The 18,976-nt window shown below is 58.9% G+C and carries 12 protein-coding genes and 2 pseudogenes; 5 read left to right on the forward strand and 9 right to left on the reverse strand.

From position 1 onward, the window contains the following. Positions 1-37 precede the first annotated feature (37 nt). From ACSQ8V_RS25310 to ACSQ8V_RS25325, 4 genes are all read left to right on the forward strand, one after another. Positions 38-946 carry a LysR family transcriptional regulator gene (locus tag ACSQ8V_RS25310; RefSeq protein ID WP_436208006.1) on the forward strand — a complete coding sequence of 303 codons (909 nt, stop codon included), beginning with the start codon at positions 38-40 and terminating at the stop codon, positions 944-946. 548 nt (positions 947-1,494) lie between these two features. Then, complete coding sequence (locus ACSQ8V_RS25315; RefSeq protein WP_436207527.1) at positions 1,495-4,059, forward strand: bifunctional diguanylate cyclase/phosphodiesterase; 2,565 nt, start codon at positions 1,495-1,497, stop codon at positions 4,057-4,059. Positions 4,060-5,357: 1,298 nt separating this feature from the next. After that, positions 5,358-6,425 (forward strand): Dyp-type peroxidase, encoded by a 1,068-nt coding sequence (locus ACSQ8V_RS25320; RefSeq protein ID WP_436208007.1) that lies wholly within the window; start codon positions 5,358-5,360, stop codon positions 6,423-6,425. Next, positions 6,418-7,221 carry a family 1 encapsulin nanocompartment shell protein gene (locus ACSQ8V_RS25325; RefSeq protein ID WP_436207528.1) on the forward strand — a complete coding sequence of 268 codons (804 nt, stop codon included), beginning with the start codon at positions 6,418-6,420 and terminating at the stop codon, positions 7,219-7,221. Before ACSQ8V_RS25320 ends, ACSQ8V_RS25325 begins: the two co-directional genes overlap by 8 nt. A gap of 230 nt (positions 7,222-7,451) precedes the next feature. Here ACSQ8V_RS25325 and ACSQ8V_RS25330 read toward each other — a convergent pair whose 3' ends face one another. After that, on the reverse strand, positions 7,452-8,444 hold the full coding sequence (locus ACSQ8V_RS25330; protein ID WP_436207529.1) for a LysR family transcriptional regulator: 993 nt from the start codon (positions 8,442-8,444) through the stop codon (positions 7,452-7,454). 333 nt (positions 8,445-8,777) lie between these two features. Between ACSQ8V_RS25330 and ACSQ8V_RS25335 the strand changes: the two genes are divergently transcribed. After that, complete coding sequence (locus tag ACSQ8V_RS25335) at positions 8,778-10,205, forward strand: PLP-dependent aminotransferase family protein (protein WP_436184417.1); 1,428 nt, start codon at positions 8,778-8,780, stop codon at positions 10,203-10,205. Between the two features lie 79 nt (positions 10,206-10,284). Here the strand turns inward: ACSQ8V_RS25335 and ACSQ8V_RS25340 are convergent. The 8 genes and pseudogenes from ACSQ8V_RS25340 to ACSQ8V_RS25375 all read right to left on the reverse strand — a co-directional run bounded on the left by ACSQ8V_RS25340 (position 10,285) and on the right by ACSQ8V_RS25375 (position 18,859). Continuing rightward, positions 10,285-10,484: pseudogene (locus tag ACSQ8V_RS25340) on the reverse strand (MoaD/ThiS family protein). Between the two features lie 85 nt (positions 10,485-10,569). Further along, a complete protein-coding gene (locus ACSQ8V_RS25345) occupies positions 10,570-11,481 on the reverse strand; it encodes a bestrophin family protein (RefSeq protein WP_213765397.1) in 912 nt (303 codons plus the stop codon). 37 nt (positions 11,482-11,518) lie between these two features. Beyond that, the gene (gene cydB, locus ACSQ8V_RS25350) at positions 11,519-12,526 is read right to left on the reverse strand and encodes a cytochrome d ubiquinol oxidase subunit II (protein ID WP_213765398.1); all 1,008 of its coding nucleotides are present in this window, start codon (positions 12,524-12,526) and stop codon (positions 11,519-11,521) included. 4 nt (positions 12,527-12,530) lie between these two features. Then, positions 12,531-13,919, reverse strand: coding sequence for a cytochrome ubiquinol oxidase subunit I (locus tag ACSQ8V_RS25355; RefSeq protein WP_436207530.1), 1,389 nt, complete (start codon positions 13,917-13,919; stop codon positions 12,531-12,533). A gap of 254 nt (positions 13,920-14,173) precedes the next feature. Beyond that, positions 14,174-16,459 (reverse strand): FdhF/YdeP family oxidoreductase, encoded by a 2,286-nt coding sequence (locus ACSQ8V_RS25360; protein ID WP_436207531.1) that lies wholly within the window; start codon positions 16,457-16,459, stop codon positions 14,174-14,176. 94 nt (positions 16,460-16,553) lie between these two features. Next, positions 16,554-16,637, reverse strand: a pseudogene (locus tag ACSQ8V_RS25365) (encapsulin); the annotation flags it as partial. Positions 16,638-17,327: 690 nt separating this feature from the next. Next, the gene (locus tag ACSQ8V_RS25370; protein WP_213765401.1) at positions 17,328-18,065 is read right to left on the reverse strand and encodes a TSUP family transporter; all 738 of its coding nucleotides are present in this window, start codon (positions 18,063-18,065) and stop codon (positions 17,328-17,330) included. Between the two features lie 284 nt (positions 18,066-18,349). Next, the gene (locus ACSQ8V_RS25375) at positions 18,350-18,859 is read right to left on the reverse strand and encodes a hypothetical protein (RefSeq protein ID WP_213765402.1); all 510 of its coding nucleotides are present in this window, start codon (positions 18,857-18,859) and stop codon (positions 18,350-18,352) included. Positions 18,860-18,976: the final 117 nt, after the last annotated feature.

The following is an 18,976-nucleotide window of genomic DNA, read 5'->3' on the forward strand; positions in this document are numbered from 1 at the left end:
CGCATCATTGCGCATGAGCGCCTGGGCTTTTCCGAGCATGGACCGTATCGATCTCTTTCGAATCTTCGCGCGGGTTGTCGAGTGCGCCAACTTCACGCGCGCCGCGGATACCTTAGGCATGCCGCGCTCCTCGGTGTCAGCCGCGGTCCAGGAACTCGAGGGCCGACTCGGCACGCGCTTGCTACACCGGACGACACGGAAGGTCTCGACCACGCATGACGGCTCTGCACTCTACGAACGCTGCTTGCCTCTGATCGCGGATATGGAGGACACCGAGAACCTTTTTCGCCTTGCAAGCAGTACGCCTGGCGGCAAACTACGGGTCGACATGCCCGGTCGCATCGGTCGCTTGATCGTCGCGCCCGCGTTGCCCGATTTTCTGGACCGCTATCCCCAGATAGATATCGAGATCGGCGTGACGGATCGGGCCGTCGATCTTGTCGAGGAGCGTGTCGACTGCGCGTTACGCGTGGGTGCGCTAAGCGACTCGGAGTTGTTTGCGCGGGCGGTGGGGGATTTGCCTCTCATCAACGTGGCCAGCCCGGCATATCTCGCACGCCATGGCGTGCCGCAGAGCCCCGGCGACCTTGATGATCACTGGATGGTCGGCTATACGTCGCCGTCCAACGCACGGGTTGCTCCGTGGGAATGGATGGAAAACGGCGCGCGGCAAACGATGCCGCTCAAGAAACGGGTGGGCGTGAATAACGTGGAGGCGTACATCGCGTGCTGTCTCTCGGGCATCGGCCTGATTCAGATTCCCGCCTATGACGTGCAAGCGCATCTGCGCGCGGGTGAACTTGTCGAGGTCTTGCCTTTATATCGGGCGGCGTCCATGCCGATGACGCTGCTTTATCCTCATCGGCAGCATCTGTCCCGGCGCTTTCACGTGTTCGCCGATTGGCTCGAAGCGTTGCTCAAGGCGACTTGTATCCGGTCCACCTAGATATCGCGCAACGGCGGCGCAAGCGCGTCGGCATCCGCGATCACCACGCTACGGCGCGCAACGCACTGCTGGCTCGTTCCTGTGACCGTTGTACCTTGATTGCGGTGGTGCAGGGTCGAGGACGCAAAGTGGGTCGTGAAGAGGCAGTCGTACCTGCCTGAGCGCCGCCGTTCGCATGGACTGCGATGAACGCCGCTCCGACGACTCCCGGTAACGAGCGTTCGACAATCGTGCGATTGCGAGAACTCGTCTTGGCCCTCTCAGGCTGAGTCACAGACTGACCGGTCTCCTTCATGGCTGCTATTAAGCCCGCTCTTCAGCGGTTAAAAAATTTAAATTTGTTTCTGCTGCCGATATGCTGAACTAAAGTTCATGAATCTTCATGCCCAGTACGAACCGGTCCAGGCGTCCTGCCGGCCATGCAGGCAAATCGCAAGAAATGTGAAGCAACTAGCGCCCCAATTTAATCGCCAATAATATTGGCGTTAATCCGGCATATCTGTGAACGAAGCAATAGCGATCATGGACTCAAAACGAGGGGCAAAGTGATGTCAGCACAACCATCGAATATGCCGGAATTGACGGAAGCCCTGTCGCGCACACTGGCGGTGGCCGAGTTTTCTCCCGACGGTATCCTGGTGGCAGCGAACGGCAATTATCGGACGCTCCTTGGATACGAAGATGACGCAATACTCGGGCGTACTCACCGCTCGTTCTGTGACCCGTCATACGCCGCTTCGAACGCATACACCGAATTCTGGCAATCTCTGGTGAACGGTCACCCGCTGATCGGCGCCATTTGCGAGCGTCGGCGGCGTGACGGCAGCCCATGCTGGCTCGGCGCGACATTTACGCCCCTATTCGATTCACAGCAGCGCGTGCATCGCATCGTCAAGGTCGCACTCGACATAACTGAACGCCAGCAGCAATGGCTTAGCCAGAACGAGCATGCGCGGCAACTCGCCCTGGTCGCCGATACGACTGACTCAGGCGTCGTCATCGTCGACAACGACGGGAGCATCCACTACGTCAATGCCGGGTTCATCAGGATGTTCGGCTGGGGCCCGGATGAAATCGCCGGCCGTACACCGGCTGCTCTGCTGGGATCACGCCTTTCCGAAGCGTTTATCCAGCCATTCCGGGCAGAACTGATGGCGGGAACCACGGTACGCCGCGAGGAGATCCTGACGGGCAAGAACGGCCAGCGATCCTGGGTAAATGTCGTGGTAAATCCGATCCTGGATCTGGACGGGAACCTGAGCAAGACCATTTCAGTTCTTACCGACATCACTCACGTCAAGATGTACGAAGTATTACAACAGCGCGCCCTGGAGGCAATGGCTCGCGAAGAGCCATTGCAGGAGGTGCTCAACATGGTGTGCCTCGAAATCGAGCGCATTCTGCCGGACGTAACAGCATCAATTCAGATGCTCGATGATCAAGGCCATCTGCAGCCGTTGGCCAGCCCCAGTCTCCCGCCTGAATATTGGCAGCTATTCGAGAACTGCAAAATAGGACCTGAAGCGGGATCTTGCGGGACCGCTGCGTACCGGGGAGAACCGGTCTGGACCCCCGACATTGCAACCGATCCGCTATGGGACGAGTGGCGGCATATGGTGTTGCCAATGGGCTACACGGCCTGCTGGTCAACGCCCATCCTGTCGAGCGATCGACAGGTCATGGGCACCTTCGCTTTCTACTATCGGAAGGCAGTAGAGCCCGATTCCTTCCAGCAGCAAGTCATTACGGCTTGCGTTCATCTGTGCATGGTGGCGTTCGAGCGGGAGCGCGCGCGACAGCGCATTCAGCAACTGGCCTTTTACGACAGCCTGACCGGCCTGCCTAATCGTCGGATGTTGTTAGAAAGATCCAACCACGAAATTACCAAGTCGATCGGAAAATCCGAGCAGTTAGCGGTCCTCTTCATTGACCTGGATCGCTTCAAGCAGATCAATGATTCGATGGGACGCGCGGTAGGAGACGAACTCCTGCGGGAAATGGCGAATCGAATCAGAACGCAGTTTCCGGCTTCAGATCTCATCAGCAGGCTCTCGGGCGATGAATTCGTGGCCGTGCTACCCAGGTGTAGTGACGGGGTACTCCTGGCAGCGGTAACGCAATTGCAGGAAACGCTATCGCAACCGTGCAGGCTGGCCGAGACACGCCTGGTGCCGTCTGCCACGATCGGAATTGCCGTCTTCCCGGCCGATGGCCGCAATATGGAAACCCTTCTGCAGTGTGCCGAAATGGCGATGTACCAGGCAAAGACTGCCGGGAGAGGTCAGTACGGTTTTTTCAATGGTCAAATGAGTCTGCTTGCCCAGAAGAAAATTTCACTTGAAGCGGCACTGCGCGACGCTATTCGGACCGGAAGCCTGTGCTTGCATTATCAACCGCAAGTCAGTCTCGAAGATCGGCACCTCTACGGCGTAGAGGCGCTTGCCCGATGGTTTCACCCCGAACTGGGCATGATCCCACCTTCTCAATTTATACCGCTTGCGGAGGAATGCGGCCTGACCGCGGAACTGGGGCGCTGGGTCTTGCATGAAGCTTGCCGACAGTTGGGCGAGTGGCAATCTCGGGGGCTGACGGTACCATCGGTATCGATCAACCTCTCCCCGACCAGTTTTCGCGACCTGGATTTACCACAAACAATTGCACGAACCCTCGAGGATCACGCTCTCCCCGCTGAGAAACTCACTTTGGAAGTGACCGAGGGCGTGCTGCTTGAGGCCAACTCCGGCGTGCTCAAAACCATCAAGGAAGTGACTGCCTTGGGAGTACGGTTGTCCGTGGATGATTTCGGCACGGGCTACTCCAGCCTCAGCTACCTACGCCGTCTCCCCGTCAGCGAACTCAAGCTGGACCGCAGTTTTGTCGCGGACCTGGCGCACGACAAGGCAGCCAGCGCATTGAGTGCCGCAATCATGGGAATCGGCCAAAGCCTTAACCTGACCTTGATAGCCGAAGGCGTCGAAACAGAGGAGCAGTCCCGGATTCTGGCGGACCAAGGATATGGCATTGCTCAAGGCTATCTATTCTCACCGGCTCTGCCACCAAAGGAATTCGAGCACTGGCTTGAACAAGTCACTGGGTCCATCACGCCAGCATGATACTTGCCATGTCCGCTGGCAAGCGTGGACCCATGTCGGTAGATGGCTGAACTGAGACGGTTCCAAGACCTGTGGCTACAATAAGAGCAATGACAAAGTCGATCACTCGAGCACCCTTCGCAGGGCAGTTGACTCAGACATGCACTCGTTGACAATCCTCGTGCGTTCGTCGTCCGCCTATGCCGGTGAATACCGAAAGATACTGAGCTACCATGAGATACCGCCCTCTCCCATGGCGAAAGACGAACTCTTTGTCGCAGGGAACCGTCACCGGTTGAGGTCGAGAACGTCGTCCTCGATCATGGCGGCAAGATATTTCGCCAAACGCTTCTCCGGTGACACGCGCGGCTTGTCGACGAATGATCAGAAGAAGAAAATCAACGCCGGAGCCAGTATCACTAGCCTATAGGAGGGATGCCGTGTCGCCAAAAAGCAGTGAGCCCGATAAAACGTTTTTCAAAGGCCTGTTATGGTTCGTTGCATTGTGGTTGCTTGGATTCGCCGGGACAGCGCTACTCGTGCTCCCGTTCCATCTTATGGTCGCGGCAGCAATGCATCACTAGCTTGAGCACCTTTTGAGCGCCACGATCCGGGCGCCATGAAATAAACGAACCAGCGTGTTGGTAGCGGCAAGAGCAAGCTTAAACGATGTGCGAACGCAATCGGTCGGGGATCATCCTTCTTTCGGGAACCAGATTTCCTTCATAAATCAATTCGGCATGCGAATTATTTACTTGAAAACATTTCATCTTCCAATAAATAGGCTCGAAGAATTTTTGGGTCTACCGGATGCCACGAGCCGCCGAGTACACCGCCGCGCGAAAGAAAGCCCGCCAATCGTAGGGTGACCAATCAAGGGAGCCCGCTGAGTAAGCCGATGGTAACGATGTGACACGAGAATAAAAAGCCGCCAAACCCGATATAAAGTATCGGCGGAGCTCTGGCAATGCACCCTTTCACCCTTTCGCAGGGTGTCGTTTGACACGTTGTGGACCGGCGCGAACGTGACACGAGCGTGTCGTCGAGGCGACTGACTGCCAAAGCGGCCCTGTCCCGCGAACCGGATGCATGCTTCTATATGCTCGATGAGTTTCTAGCGGCGGCCCCTTTCCATAAGGTGACTGCGCGGTATAACATCCGTGAACGCAGCAGCACACCGGCTTCATTTATTCGGATAAAAGCTTTGCGCCCGCGTTAAGCCGGGACCGCAGAGGCGGAAAGAGGTTCGTTCCGCTGTTGCCGGAATCCGTAACGGCTTATCAATATTCAATCCGATGCCTAAAGACATTCCAGCAGACATTCCGGCAGACATTCCAGAACCACAAACCGTTTGTAATGCCGTCACCCGTAGTGCAATTTTCATCGTCGCGACATTCGCGGGTGGCCACGACCCGGCAGACACAGTGCGAGCGTGGTGCGCGGATATCGCCGCCCTCGTGCGCTCGGTCGGCAAGCGTGTCCCTTCCGGCAACCTGTCGTGCGTGTGCGGCTTCGGCTCCGACGCCTGGGACACGCTGTTCGGCGCCCCGCGCCCCGCAGGGCTGCACCCGTTTCGCGAATTCGGCGAGGGCGAACGCCGCGCCGTGGGTACGCCCGGGGATATCCTGCTCCACATCCGCGCAGACCAGATGGATCTCTGCTTCGAGCTCGCCACGCAGCTGGTAGGACGGCTCGGCGACGCGGTCTCGGTCGTGGATGAAGTGCACGGTTTTCGCTACTTCGATATGCGCAGCATGGTGGGCTTCGTCGACGGTACCGAAAATCCGACGGGCCGCGAGGCCGTCGATTTCACGCTGATTCGCGACGAGGATCCGGAGTTCACGGGCGGCAGTTATGTCCTCGTTCAGAAGTACCTGCACGACATGACCGGCTGGAACGCGCTTTCGGTCGAGACCCAGGAGCGCATTATCGGCCGCACGAAATTATCCGATATCGAGCTCGACGCCGCGGTCAAACCATCGTCGTCGCACAGCTCGCTGACCACGATCGTAGAGAACGGCGAGGAAGTGAAAATCCTTCGCGACAACATGCCCTTCGGCCGGCCCGGCGCCGGCGAGTTCGGCACCTACTTCATCGGTTATGCCCGTTCGCCCGAGCCGATTGAGCAAATGCTCGAGAACATGTTTGTCGGACGGCCGCCGGGCAACTACGACCGGCTGCTCGACTATAGCCGCGCGGTCACGGGTGGCCTCTTCTTCGTTCCGTCGGCTACCCTGCTTGAGGCGCTGGCAGAACGCGATCCAGAGTCCGCTGCCGCTGCCGGACAGCAGCAACCCGATACGTCTGATACGTCTTCCTCCGCCGAGCCGCGCCATGACGGCTCACTGAATATTGGCTCTCTCAAGGGAATCTCCCAACATGAATAACCTGCATCGCGAGCTTGCCCCAATCTCCCGTGCCGCCTGGTCGCAGATCGAAGAAGAAGTGGCCCGCACTTTCAGGCGCAGCGTCGCCGGCCGTCGTGTAGTCGACGTCAAGGGTCCCGGCGGCACGGAACTCTCCGGCGTTGGCACGGGGCATCAGATCGCGATCAGTGCGCCGCAGCAAGGTGTCGTGGCGAAACTGTCCGAGGTGAAGGCCCTCGTTCAGTTGACCGTGCCGTTCGAGCTGCAGCGCGATGCGATCGACAGTGTCGTGCGCGGCGCAAAAGATGCGGACTGGCAGCCCGCGAAGGACGCAGCAAAGGAGCTCGCTTATGCAGAGGATCGTGCGATCTTCGACGGGTATCAGGCTGCGGGTATTGGCGGGATTCGCGAAGGTTCGTCAAATCCAGCGCTCGCGCTACCGGCCGACGTCAGCGAGTATCCCAATACGATCAGCAACGCGCTCGAACAGCTGCGGCTTGCCGGCGTCGACGGCCCCTACTCCGTGCTGCTCGGCGCCGATGCATACACCGCGCTCGGGGAGGCACGCGATCAGGGTTATCCGGTTATCGAGCACATCAAGCGGATCGTGAACGGCGAAATCATCTGGGCGCCCGCGCTCGCAGGCGGCAGCGTGCTGTCCATGCGCGGCGGCGACTTCGAGTTGCATCTTGGCGAAGACGTGTCAATAGGCTACACGAGCCATACCGACACGGTAGTGCGCCTCTATCTATGCGAAACACTGACATTTTTAATGCTGACGAGCGAGGCGTCGGTGTCAGTAACACAAGCGGAATAAGTGGAAAGCAGCCAGATGCCCTGGTAACGGCCTGGCTCTTCCCCACGGGCATTGCAAACGAGATTGCCCAGCTCGCGTTCGGACTCGTACCCGGCGCGATCGCAGTGGCGGTTGCGCCGTCGTTCGGCCTCGACGCTCGCGAGGCGGCCGGCCAATTGCTCAAGCGCGGGCTCAACGGCCGGGAAGACAAAGCCTGACACGCTCCCGGCGCCACGACCATCGTTACGGGTTCAGGCCCGCAACGATGGCTTCAGCAGTACGGAAACATCATCGTCGGGAAGTACTTCATCAAAGCGGCTTGTCACTCCGCCACAGTCGACGTGTACTCTCTCCAGGATTTCCGAAGCGCACTTTTTCAACATCGTCACGATCATCCGTACCCGTGGCGGCACCGGACGTTGCGCCTGGATCAGCACATTCAGATCGAAGGGCAGCACCTCGAATTGCGGCAGTATGCGCACCAGCCGGCCGTCTGCGAGCGCGTCGACGCAAGCAGGCTCCTCCAGGACACCGATGCCCGCACCCGAGAGGATCATTTCATACATGGGCCGCCAATGACTGGTCTTGACCGCGGTATGGATCGGCACGCTCTCCACGATGGTTGCCACTTGCCGGAGCGGCAACTGGTCCGTGCCGAACATGCCCTGGACCCGAATGAACGGGTGCTTTACCAGGTCAGACGGCTCGGAGATGGGACCGTGCTGGCTCAGACAGCCCGGCGCAGCAACCAGGATACGTCCAACCTGACCGAGCTGACGGGCGATGAACGCTCCTTCTCCGAGCGGCCCAAGACGAAAGGAAACGTCTACACCCTCCGTCACGAGATCGACGATCCTGTCGTTCAGGACCAGTTCCAGATTCAGTTGAGGATAGGCTGCGCGCACAAGCGTCAACGCCTGCGGCACGACCGTCTCGCCGAAGCAGTGGGGCGCCGCGATACGAATCGTGCCCCTGAGGACCTGCTCGTCGTTCGACACTTCGGCAAGCGCCTGTTCCACGGCGTGCAGGATCCCCTTGCTACGCTCGTAGAAGGTGAGGCCGTCGGGTGTGCAATTGAAAGCGCGTGCACTACGGAGCAACAACCGGCAGCCGAGGTACTTCTCGAGTCGCTCAATGCGTTCGCTCGCGGCAGGCTGCCCCATATTGAGGTCTCTCGCTGCACCGGAGATACTGCCGCGCTCAACCACCCTGACGTAAATGCGCATGGCTTCTAGCAGATTCATCGCGCCCAACCTGCCTTTGCGCCGAACGCGCCTGATTCGAGCGCCGAACGCGGCTGCTGGTACACGCTTGCGCTTCCCTTCGGTCTTGCCTCTTGCATGCTTTGGCTCCAATGATTGCGCATCGCCACATCCCTGCATTGGGACTTGGCACTGCGCATTCCATGGAGGAAAGAGTAAGACCGGAGCATCGGTCCCAGAGTGCACAGATCGGGTCGGCTCGCGTCAGTACAGTTCTGCTACGGTCCCGGCACCGGGCGGGCGGCCGGTACACTGGCCCAAGCGACACTTACCTAAGCGACACTTACCCAAGCGAAGCGCCACGGGAATCGTCCGATGAATCTCTATGAGAAGCTTGCAGACGACATCGAGAGGTCGATCCGGCAAGGCGTATACCGTCATGGCGAACGCCTCCCGTCGGTCAGGCAGACCAGCCAGCAGCATCGAATCAGCGTCACGACAGCGATCCACGCGTATTTGCTGCTCGAAAGCCGTGGCCTGGTGACGAGCCGGCCCCAATCCGGCTACTTCGTTAACTTCCGCAACGACGAGGGCGAGCGGAAGACGCTCGAGCTCCGGCCGTCGAAACCGATCCCGATTTCGTCGCCGGTTGACGTCAGCCGCCTGGTGCTCTCGACGCTGCGCTCGATCGGTGTCGACGATGCGGTGCCGCTTGGTTCGCCCTATCCCGACCCCTGCCTGTTTCCATTCGAAAAACTCAACCGCTACGCCTACGACGCGGGCCGGGGTAAGGCGCTGTGGGGCGTGACGGACGCGCTGCCGCCCGGCAATGCGAAGCTCGTGCGCCAGATCGCGCGCCGCTACCTGGAGAACGGCATGGCGGTTGATCCGAACGAGATCATCATCACGGTCGGCGCGACCGAGGCCATCAATCTCTGCCTTCAGGCAGTCGCGAAGCCCGGCGACGTGATCGCCGTCGAGTCACCAACGTTCTACGCGATGCTCCATGCGATCGAACGGATGGGCATGAGGGCCATCGAGGTATCGACTCATCCGGAGCACGGCATCGATATTGACGCGCTCGCGGCTATCGTGGAGTCGCAGACTGTCACTGCCTGCATGGTCATGCCGAACTTCCAGAATCCGCTGGGCTTCAAGATGCCCGACGAACGCAAGCGCGAACTGGTCCAGTTCTTGACGAAGCGGGACATTCCGGTCATCGAGAACGGTGTCTACAATGAGCTGCACTATGACGGCACACACCCGAGCACGCTGAAGTCCTTCGACACGAAGGGGCTGGTACTTCACTGCGCTTCGTTCTCAAAGAGCCTGACGTCAGCCTACCGGATTGGCTGGGCGTTGCCGGGGCGTTATCGCGATCAGGTCGAGAAACTCAAGTTCCTGAACACGTTGACCTCTCCGTCGATTCCGCAGTTGGCGATTGCGGAATTCCTCGAACGCGATGGTTTCGAGCACCACTTGCGAAGGGTACGCAAGGCGTATGCGCTGCAGGCCAATCTCATGAAGGCGATCGTTTCGCGTTTCTTTCCCGAGGGTACGCGCATGTCCAACCCCGCGGGCGGATACGTGCTGTGGGTCGAATTGCCGCCTAAAGTCGACGCCATGCGGCTCTATAAGCTTGCGCTCGAGCAAGGCATCACCATCGGACCGGGATACATGTTCTCGGTCTCGGAGACGACCTATCGGAATTTCATCCGCCTCAATTACAGCAGCCCCTGGTCGAGCGAAATCGAGCAGGCGGTGATTACCGTCGGCAAGCTCGTGACGATGTGCGCCCGCTAGCGGCACGCTCGCCGCTGCCTGAGCGGTGCGAGCGTGCGGACGTGTGAACCCGTATGAACACGCGTGCTTCAGGTCAACCTCAGCCTCCCGTGACGGGCGCAAAGAACGCGATTTCGCTGTCCTCGCGCACGACAAACGTCTCGTTGACCATCTCATGGTTGACGGCTGTACGGAGCGGCCGGTCTACGCGCGGTGCCTCGAAGCATCGATGTCCACAATCTCCTGCGAGACGCCGAATTGTTCGCGAACGCTGGCGAACTACCTGATGGTGAGTTTCATTCGTGTGTTCCTGTCGCCGTAAGCGCTGCGGCGGCTTTGTGGCGGCTTTGTGGCGAATCTCGCCGGATACATCCAGGGAGAAACCTCACGTCAGTTGATACGGGCGCACCGGTACGACCTCATCGGGAATTTCACATCCACACAGCTCGAGAATCGATCGTTCGATGGTGCGAGTCATTGCGTCCAGTGCCAGCGCATTAGGCGCGACGGTGAACGGCTCGGCAACTTCACTGGCAATCGCTTCGAGCGCAATAAGCGTATAAGAAATGAAAACGCAGAGAAGCGGCGTAAAGAACTCCGTCGAATCGACGAGACCGAACGGCAGCAACACGCAATAGGCATAGACGGTGCGGTGAAGCAACACACTGTAGGCAAACGGAATAGGCGTGGATGCAATCCGTTCGCAGCTTCCAATCGCGCGTCCCAATTCATTGATCTGCGCGTCGAACATCCAGAGCTTCGTGTCCGTTGCCAATGCTTGATCCTGCAGATCGGCGAAGTCGCGACGGATGTCATTGAGAAGCGCAATCGGCTTGTAGCAAGTGTGCTGCAATGCCCGGGTTCGCGTGCGGCCGACAAAGCGAAGGAGATCCGGAGTCGGGTCGGTCCCGCGCAGTTGATGTTTCAACGCATAGACGCACGCAATCAGCGTATGGGCCATCTGAAGCTTGTCAGCGCCGCACGGGACGTAACACAGCATCTGCGACGTCAGCGCGCGCGTGGAGATCAACAGGTTGCCCCACAGATGCCGCGCCTCGTTGAAGCGCTCGTAGCTCGCGTTATTCCGGAACGCAAGGAAGATGGCGAGAGCAAGACCGAATAGCGTGAAGGGTGCTGTATTGAGCGGAATTTTCTCGCCGAAAATTCGGCCTTGCGTCAGCACGGCGAGGCTGCTGACAGCCCCCATGAACACCAGTTGTGGAATGATCGACTGCAATACGGAACCGTTCCAGACAAATAGCAACCGGAACCAATTTTCCCCTGGCCTCACGATCATGATGTGCTCTTGTAGTGTGCTGACTGCGCCGTCACCATCAGTGATAACCTGCGTCCCCTTCCCTCACCTTGCCCCGGAATACGCGGTACTGCATGACGTTGTAGACAAGGATGACCGGCAGCACGATCACAGTGCCGACCAGCGTAAATAGCTGGCTCGAGTGGCTCGACGACGCCTGCCAGATTGTCAGGGATGGCGGAACGATGTTCGGCCAGATGCTGATGAGCAAGCCGCTGAAGCCGAGAAAACAGAGCGCGAGGGTGAGAATGAACGGGGTCGCTTCGTGCTGCAACCGAAGCGAGCGGAAGATGCCCCATACACAAGCTATGACAAGGATTGGCACCGGCAGGAACCAGCCGAGATTGCCGCTTCCAAACCAGCGAAGCGCAACCGCAGGCAATCCGATCACCGTCCAGAGACTCACGATGACAATCGCTCCGAGCAGCACGCTCACGAGCGGCCTCATGACCTGCCGCATTTTGCGCTGCAGTTCACCGTCCGTCTTCAGGATGAGCCAACCGCAGCCGAGCGTCGCATAGGTGAAGAGCACGCCGATTCCGCAGAACAGGCTGAACGGCGAGAGCCAGTCGAACGGACCGCCGGCGAAACGGCTATCGACAATCTTGATGCCTTGCAGCAGCGAGCCCAGCACGATCCCCTGGCAGAGCGCCGCGAGCGCGGAACCACCCATGAAAGCGAGATCCCACGCGTGCTGGGTCCTGACGGCCTTGGTACGCAACTCGAAGGCCGCGCCGCGGAAGATCAGGCCCACGACCATCAGGATGAGCGGGAGATAGTTCGCCGGCAGGAGCGTCGAATAGACCACCGGGAACGCCCCGTAAAGCCCGGCGCCGCCGAGCACGAGGAACGTCTCGTTACCGTCCCAGACCGGTGCGATGGTATTAAGCATTACTTGACGATCGCCTTTCTCCTCGAAGAACGGAAACAGCAGGCCGATGCCGAGATCGAATCCGTCGAGCATCACATAGATGAAAACGCCCAGTCCGATGATCGCGGCCCACACGACAGGAAGATCGATTTGCATGGCGTTACTCTCCTTCGAGTGCTTCGAGCGCTCGATTGAGCAATATCGGATGCTTGCCGGCCTTGCGGCCGTCAATATGCTCCTCCGGCCCGCGTTTCATCATCTTCAACATGTAGTAGACGCCCATGCCGAACACGAGGAAATACACCAGCACGAAGATCAGCAATGAAACGCCTGCTTGCTGGGCACTGATTGGCGAGAGGGAGTCCGCGGTACGCAGAACGCCGTAGACCGTCCAGGGCTGGCGGCCGACCTCCGTCGTTATCCACCCGGCCAATAGCGCCACGATTCCAGAAGGCCCCATGCACAGCACGAAACGCTGATACCACCGCGTTTCATAGAGACGGCCGCGCACTCTGAGCAGCAGCCCGAGCAGCGCAGTCAATAGCATCAACATGCCGAGACCCGCCATGATGCGAAACGTCCAGAACACGATCGGCGAGTACGGGCGATCCCCCGGCGGAAACTCTTTCAGGCCGCGAATCTCGCCATCCCAACTGTGGGTCAGGATCAGGCTGCCCAGATGGGGTATCTGGATCGTGTATCGCGTCACTTCCGCGTTCATGTCGGGCAGGCCGACCAGATTGAGTGCGGTGCCGCCGTGCTCGGTTTCCCACAGGCCTTCGATTGCCGCGATCTTGGCCGGCTGGTATTTTCGCGTGTTGAGTCCGTGTGCATCGCCGACAAAAATCTGTATGGGCGTCAGCAAAAGCAGGATCCACAGCGCCATCGAAAAACTACGCTCGACGGGTTTGTCGCGCCGGCCATGCAACAGATGCCACGCACCGCAAGCGGCGACAATGAAGGCCGCGACGATGAATGCGGCGATCGTCATATGCGCGAGTCGATACGGAAACGACGGGTTGAAAATAACTTTCATCCAGTCGACCGGTACGATACGACCATTCTCGATGGCGAATCCTTGCGGCGTCTGCATGAAGCTGTTCGACGCGAGAATCCAGAAAGTGGAAATGAGCGTGCCCACCGCAACCATCAGCGTGGCGAAGAAGTGCGCGCGGGGACTGACGCGTTGCCAGCCAAACAGCATGACGCCGAGAAACCCGGCCTCAAGAAAGAACGCCGTCAGCACTTCATAGGTCAGCAGCGGCCCGGTGATGTTGCCGGCTATCGTGGAGAATCCGCTCCAGTTGGTGCCGAACTCATAGGCCATCACCACACCGGAGACCACCCCCATTCCGAAGCCGACCGCGAAGATCTTCGACCAGAACAGAAACATGTCCTTGTAGGCTGTGTCGCCGGTCAGCAACCAGCGCCATTCCAGCACGGCCAGGAAACTGGCCAACCCGATGCTGATGGCGGGGAAAATAATATGAAACGAGACCGTGAACGCAAACTGCAACCTGGCAAGGTGGAATGCATCGAAGATTTCCATGATTGATCAACGGCTCCAGGTGATAACGGAATTTGCGCAAAAACGGGCGCCCTGTGGCGGCAGGCTCACTACGCGGTTCACCCAACGCGATCACTTAACGTCTGCTGAAAATGGATTGAACGGGAATCGCAAGTATGTGCGTCAATGATGTGCGTCAATGCCGGGCGCGACATTACCGCTGGATGCCTCTGGCAAAGGCAACGTTCAAAGGCAACGTCCAAAGACAACATTCACCCGGCATCCTGCGCCTAAAGTCACGTTTCTGCTGAGCGCAAAACATGCACCGGCACAGACTTGTACGAAGGCGTGCCACTCTCTTTGTCAAGGTAGTCGAGCGGCACCAGCACGTTGGCTTCCGGGTAGTACGCGCCGACCGAGCCCTTCGCGATGTTGTAGGCGATCGCGGTAATGTTCTCCAGGCGAAGCTGTCTGCCCGACGACGTAATCGTTTCGATGTCGACCAGATCACCGTGTTCGAGTCCTTGCTCGGCAAGATCGTCTTCGTTCATGAACAACACGTCACGCCGGCCGAACACGCCCCGGTAACGATCGTCCAAAGCGTAGATGGTGGTGTTGTACTGGTCATGGCTGCGCAGCGTGATGAGACGGAGCACGTTTTCAGCGCCGAGGACGTCGGCGTCTTCCTGCACTCCGCCGTACACTGAGAACATCGCTTTTCCTGACGGCGTGGGCCACACGCGTTCGGTCGGAGGAAGTGGCATACGGAATCCCCCTGGCGTTCTGATCCGTTCATTGAAGGCCTCGAATCCTGGCACGGTTTGTTCGATCAGGTCCCGAACCTTGTCGTAGTCGGCGATCAATTCCTTCCATGCCACCTTGCTGTCCGGCAACGTGGCCGTGGCAATGCCGGCGACGATCGCCGGTTCGGAACGCAAGTGTTCGGACGCAGGCGTCAGCTTGCCCGAAGAGGCGTGGACCATCGACATGGAATCCTCGACCGTAATGGATTGCTGGCCGCTCGCCTGGATATCCAGTTCCGTGCGGCCCAGAACAGGCAGCACGTAGGTTTCTTTGGCCACTAGCAGATGCGAACGATTGAGCTTGGTACCGAGGTGGACGCTCAGATCGAGCTTGCCCATGGCGGGAAAGGACTGCCCGGAATCGGGTAACGCGACAGCGAAGTTTCCGCCCAGGCAAATCAGGGCCTTGGCCGTGCCGGCGATCATCGCCTGCATCGCCTGGACGGCGTCGTGCCCGTGCGCTGCGGGCGGCTCGAACCCGAATACCTCTTCAATCTGCTTGAGGAAGGTGGCGGACGGTTTTTCCGTGATACCGACCGTGCGATTGCCCTGCACGTTGGAATGTCCGCGCAAAGGACAAATGCCTGCGCCGGGTTTTCCGATGTTGCCGCGCAATAACAACAGATCAGCAATCAGACGGACGGTCGCGGTCCCTTTGTTATGCTGGGTTACGCCCATTCCGTAGGTGACAATTGTCGCATTCGATTTTGCATAGGCAATGGCAACCTGCTCCAGATCTTCACGGCTGAGTCCGCTTGCCTTTTCAATATCCTCCCATGACGTCACTTCCAGATCGGCAGCTAACGCTTCGAAACCTTGCGTATGCGTGGCGATAAACTCGTGGTCGAGGACGGTGTTGCCCTGTTCTGCGTCCATCGCCAGGAGCGCTTTCATGATGCCCTTGAGGGCGGCCGCATCTCCTCCGGCGTCGACCTGAAAATAGGTCGACGCAATCCGGGTCGATCCGAAGGTCGCCATTTCGATCATGCTCTGTGGATCAGCGAAGCGCTCAAGCGCGCGCTCGCGCAGAGGATTGAACACGATGATCGGGACGTTGCGCCGCGAGCATTCGTGGAGTGTTCCCATCATCCGCGGGTGATTCGTCCCGGGATTGTGGCCGATCGAGAGGATCAGTTCGGTCGCGTCGAAGTCATCCAGCGATACCGTGCCTTTGCCGATCCCGATCGACCGGGGCAATCCGACGCTGGTCGGCTCGTGACACATGTTCGAGCAGTCGGGGAAATTGTTCGTCCCATATTCGCGCGCGAACAACTGAAAGAGGTAGGCTGCCTCGTTCGACGCCCTGCCTGACGTATAGAACTCGGCCTCGTCGGGAGAGGACAACCCGCGAAGGACTTCACCGATGCGAGCGAACGCGTCGTCCCAGGCGACCGCCCGGAACTTGTCGGTGGTGCGGTCGTAGACGAGAGGATGCGTCAGTCGGCCGAGATCCTCCAGTTCGAAATCGGATCGTTGTAGCAGCGACGACACCGTGTTGTTTTCAAAAAACTCCGGACCCACCCGCTTGGTCGTCGCTTCCCATGTGACGGCCTTGGCGCCGTTTTCGCAGAACTGGAACGTGGATTTGTGTTCCTTGTCAGGCCAGGCGCACCCCGGGCAATCGAAGCCGTCAGGCTGATTGGTTCGCAGCAGCGTAATGGGCGCCTTTATGCTTTCCATTTGCAGCCGTACGGCTTGAGCCGTCGCCCGGAGCGCTCCCCAGCCTCCGGCGGGTCCGTCATACGGCCGGATTCCCGGAACTTCGCGTCGCGTGGTCATATGAGACTCCATGAACAGCCCAGGAGACCTGGAGGCTGTCTTGCTTCGGGGTTACGCCGCATCACGGCGTAAGGCTTACGCTGCCGCCTGCGGGCCTGAAGGTGCGCGCCACTTCCTCTTCGATCTGCGACCAGGCGGCACGGGAGATTGGGGCGAACTCGCGGCGCAGGTTATTCACGTTGCGAGGTTCCTTTGAGAGAACCAATATTCAGCGAGGCGTCGCGGTGCGCTTCAGCCGAAGAAACTAGCGACGGAATGCGTACATGACCCACTCCAATGCAAACCGAACCTGAGCATGATCGGCATAACGAAATCCCAGATACATCGTTGGATTCTATGGATTGATCGTGAATAAGGGAACATTGGTTTTTCCGATGATAAGTATTGGCGAAATGCCACCAAGGGCGTCCCGCAAGTGACCGGCTGCGTGGGCATATCGGAGGCTGCGAGCCGGCTATCAATATCGATGAAGACAATGTACCGTTCATGCGGAGCGCTATGGCGGGCATGCGATTCGGCAAGTCAACGGAACGCGGGCGTCATGGGCCAGGCTCGCGGACTGTCCGTTCATGGTGTCGACGATTAAATCAAGCGGTATAGGCCGTCACGTGTCTTCGCACGAGACTCCCCCGTGGCTTGCCTCCAGACGCCTTACTATCGTGCGACCGCGCGTTTGCTTCCAGCTTGAGGTTAGGATAGTAGAAATTTGTAGAAGTCAAAATACCATCTCGACCGATACAAGGAATCATCCGGAGCGACCAACGCGCCGACGGCGCTTGGCAGATCGATCTCCAGGCAGGCAGAACGACTGCAATGGCCGGCACTGAGACATTGGCTTCGCAGGGTAGACAGTCTCCGGACCTGGACCTTACAAAATGCCTGATTTCCAGATCATTTGAAACGCAGCGGCAAGTACAAAAAGCAGCACCAACATCCGGAATGCGCCAGGCGGCAGTTTGTCTCGAAGCGGGCGCACAAGCATGATGCCGATAATGACAGGAACACTTGCCGCAGTCGAAATAGCGATGTCGGTCAAGCTCGTATGAGCGCCTCCGCTAAACGTGAGGATCAGGGTAAGGATCGACACAACGAGAATGATCGCGATCTGTTTCGTAAATGCCTTGCCGGTTGCCCCTGTCGCGATCAGATACATCGCAAGCAAAGGGCCGGGCACGGACGCGATACTTTCCATCACGGCCGCGCCAAACCCAAACACAAAACCAGCGGGCCTGGCCAACCCAGGCGAAAGCGTGAGCTTCGGCGCCGCGAGCAGCAACAGCGCGGCAAGCATCAGCAGACTACCGGCGGCGGCTTGCGCGCGATGCGGTGCGAGTGAGATCAGGACCGTCACGCCAACGATATTTCCCAGCACCGTGCCAATGAGCGGCGCCGCAATTCGGCGAACCGTTGGTAGCATCTCGCCGCCTTCCAGCGCTTGCGGGATATTGCCGAGAATGATCGGCATCGACAGAAGAAGTACTGCCTGCTTGATCGGCAAGAATTGACTCAATATTGGCATTGCGACAAGCGGCACGCCGATACTGACGATCCCTTTGACCATGCCGCCAAGCAAGAGCGCAACAACGACCCCGAGTATTTCGGGCATATTGAGCGCATGAAGGCTAGCGCCGAGAACGCCGTCAGTGAGATTGATTTGGACCGCCGTGAGAATGACCGCAGTGAGAATGAGACACGCCTTGGCCGTCCTGCAATATGAACGACCGAATCATAGGGTTCAGCGTTGGAGAGGCCAGGCATTTCTAAGGCTGTTATTTTAGCGCTGGCTGCACGGCTTCACTGTTTGTGTGATTCAGCTCGCCAATGGCGCAAACGTGTGGGATGTACAACCGTGTCGCCATACACCCATGCGCTCGCTCATTTACTTCCGCCCTACGCGGAAAATCCTGTCGGCGGCCGCGGTCGAAACCCCACAATCACAGCGTTGGCATCCTCGAAGAACACATCCGGGAAGATCGTCGAGATTTGGGCAAGCGCGACGCGGGCCGCTGTGAGCATCATCGAAAGTTGCTGATCGGATGCCGACTCGCCGAACAGCAGGCGCTGCACGAGCGCGACGCCGCCGTACCTCGCAAAGAGGCGCAAAACATAGCCAAGGGAGGAATTGGTCAGCATTTCCGCGCCGTATGTGTCGGCAAGCGCGGTGAGGATGGCGAGCTCCACCTTGTTCGGCCGGCGGGGCACACGACGCTCTGCCGGACGCGTCCCACTTGCTGGCATGCCGCCGCTAGAAGGCGAGACACGGGCGACAATCTGGCTCTCCGCATCGAGTGCTTGCACCCCCGACCTCTGCCCGGCCCTGAATGCCGAAATGGCTGCATCCATACGAAGCACGAGACGAGCGGTCTCCTGACAGGCTTGATAGGGCGTGGGTTCGGACATGGGCAAAACTCAAGTCGACGGTGCCCAACTTTACACTGGAAATGCACCGCCCGTCGCACCGCGAGGGCGAGCTTGCTCAATGATCGAGCCGATCATGTCGCGAACCGGTCCAGACCT

It is taken from the genome of Caballeronia sp. LjRoot31 (assembly GCF_964253885.1).
Classification (GTDB): domain Bacteria; phylum Pseudomonadota; class Gammaproteobacteria; order Burkholderiales; family Burkholderiaceae; genus Caballeronia.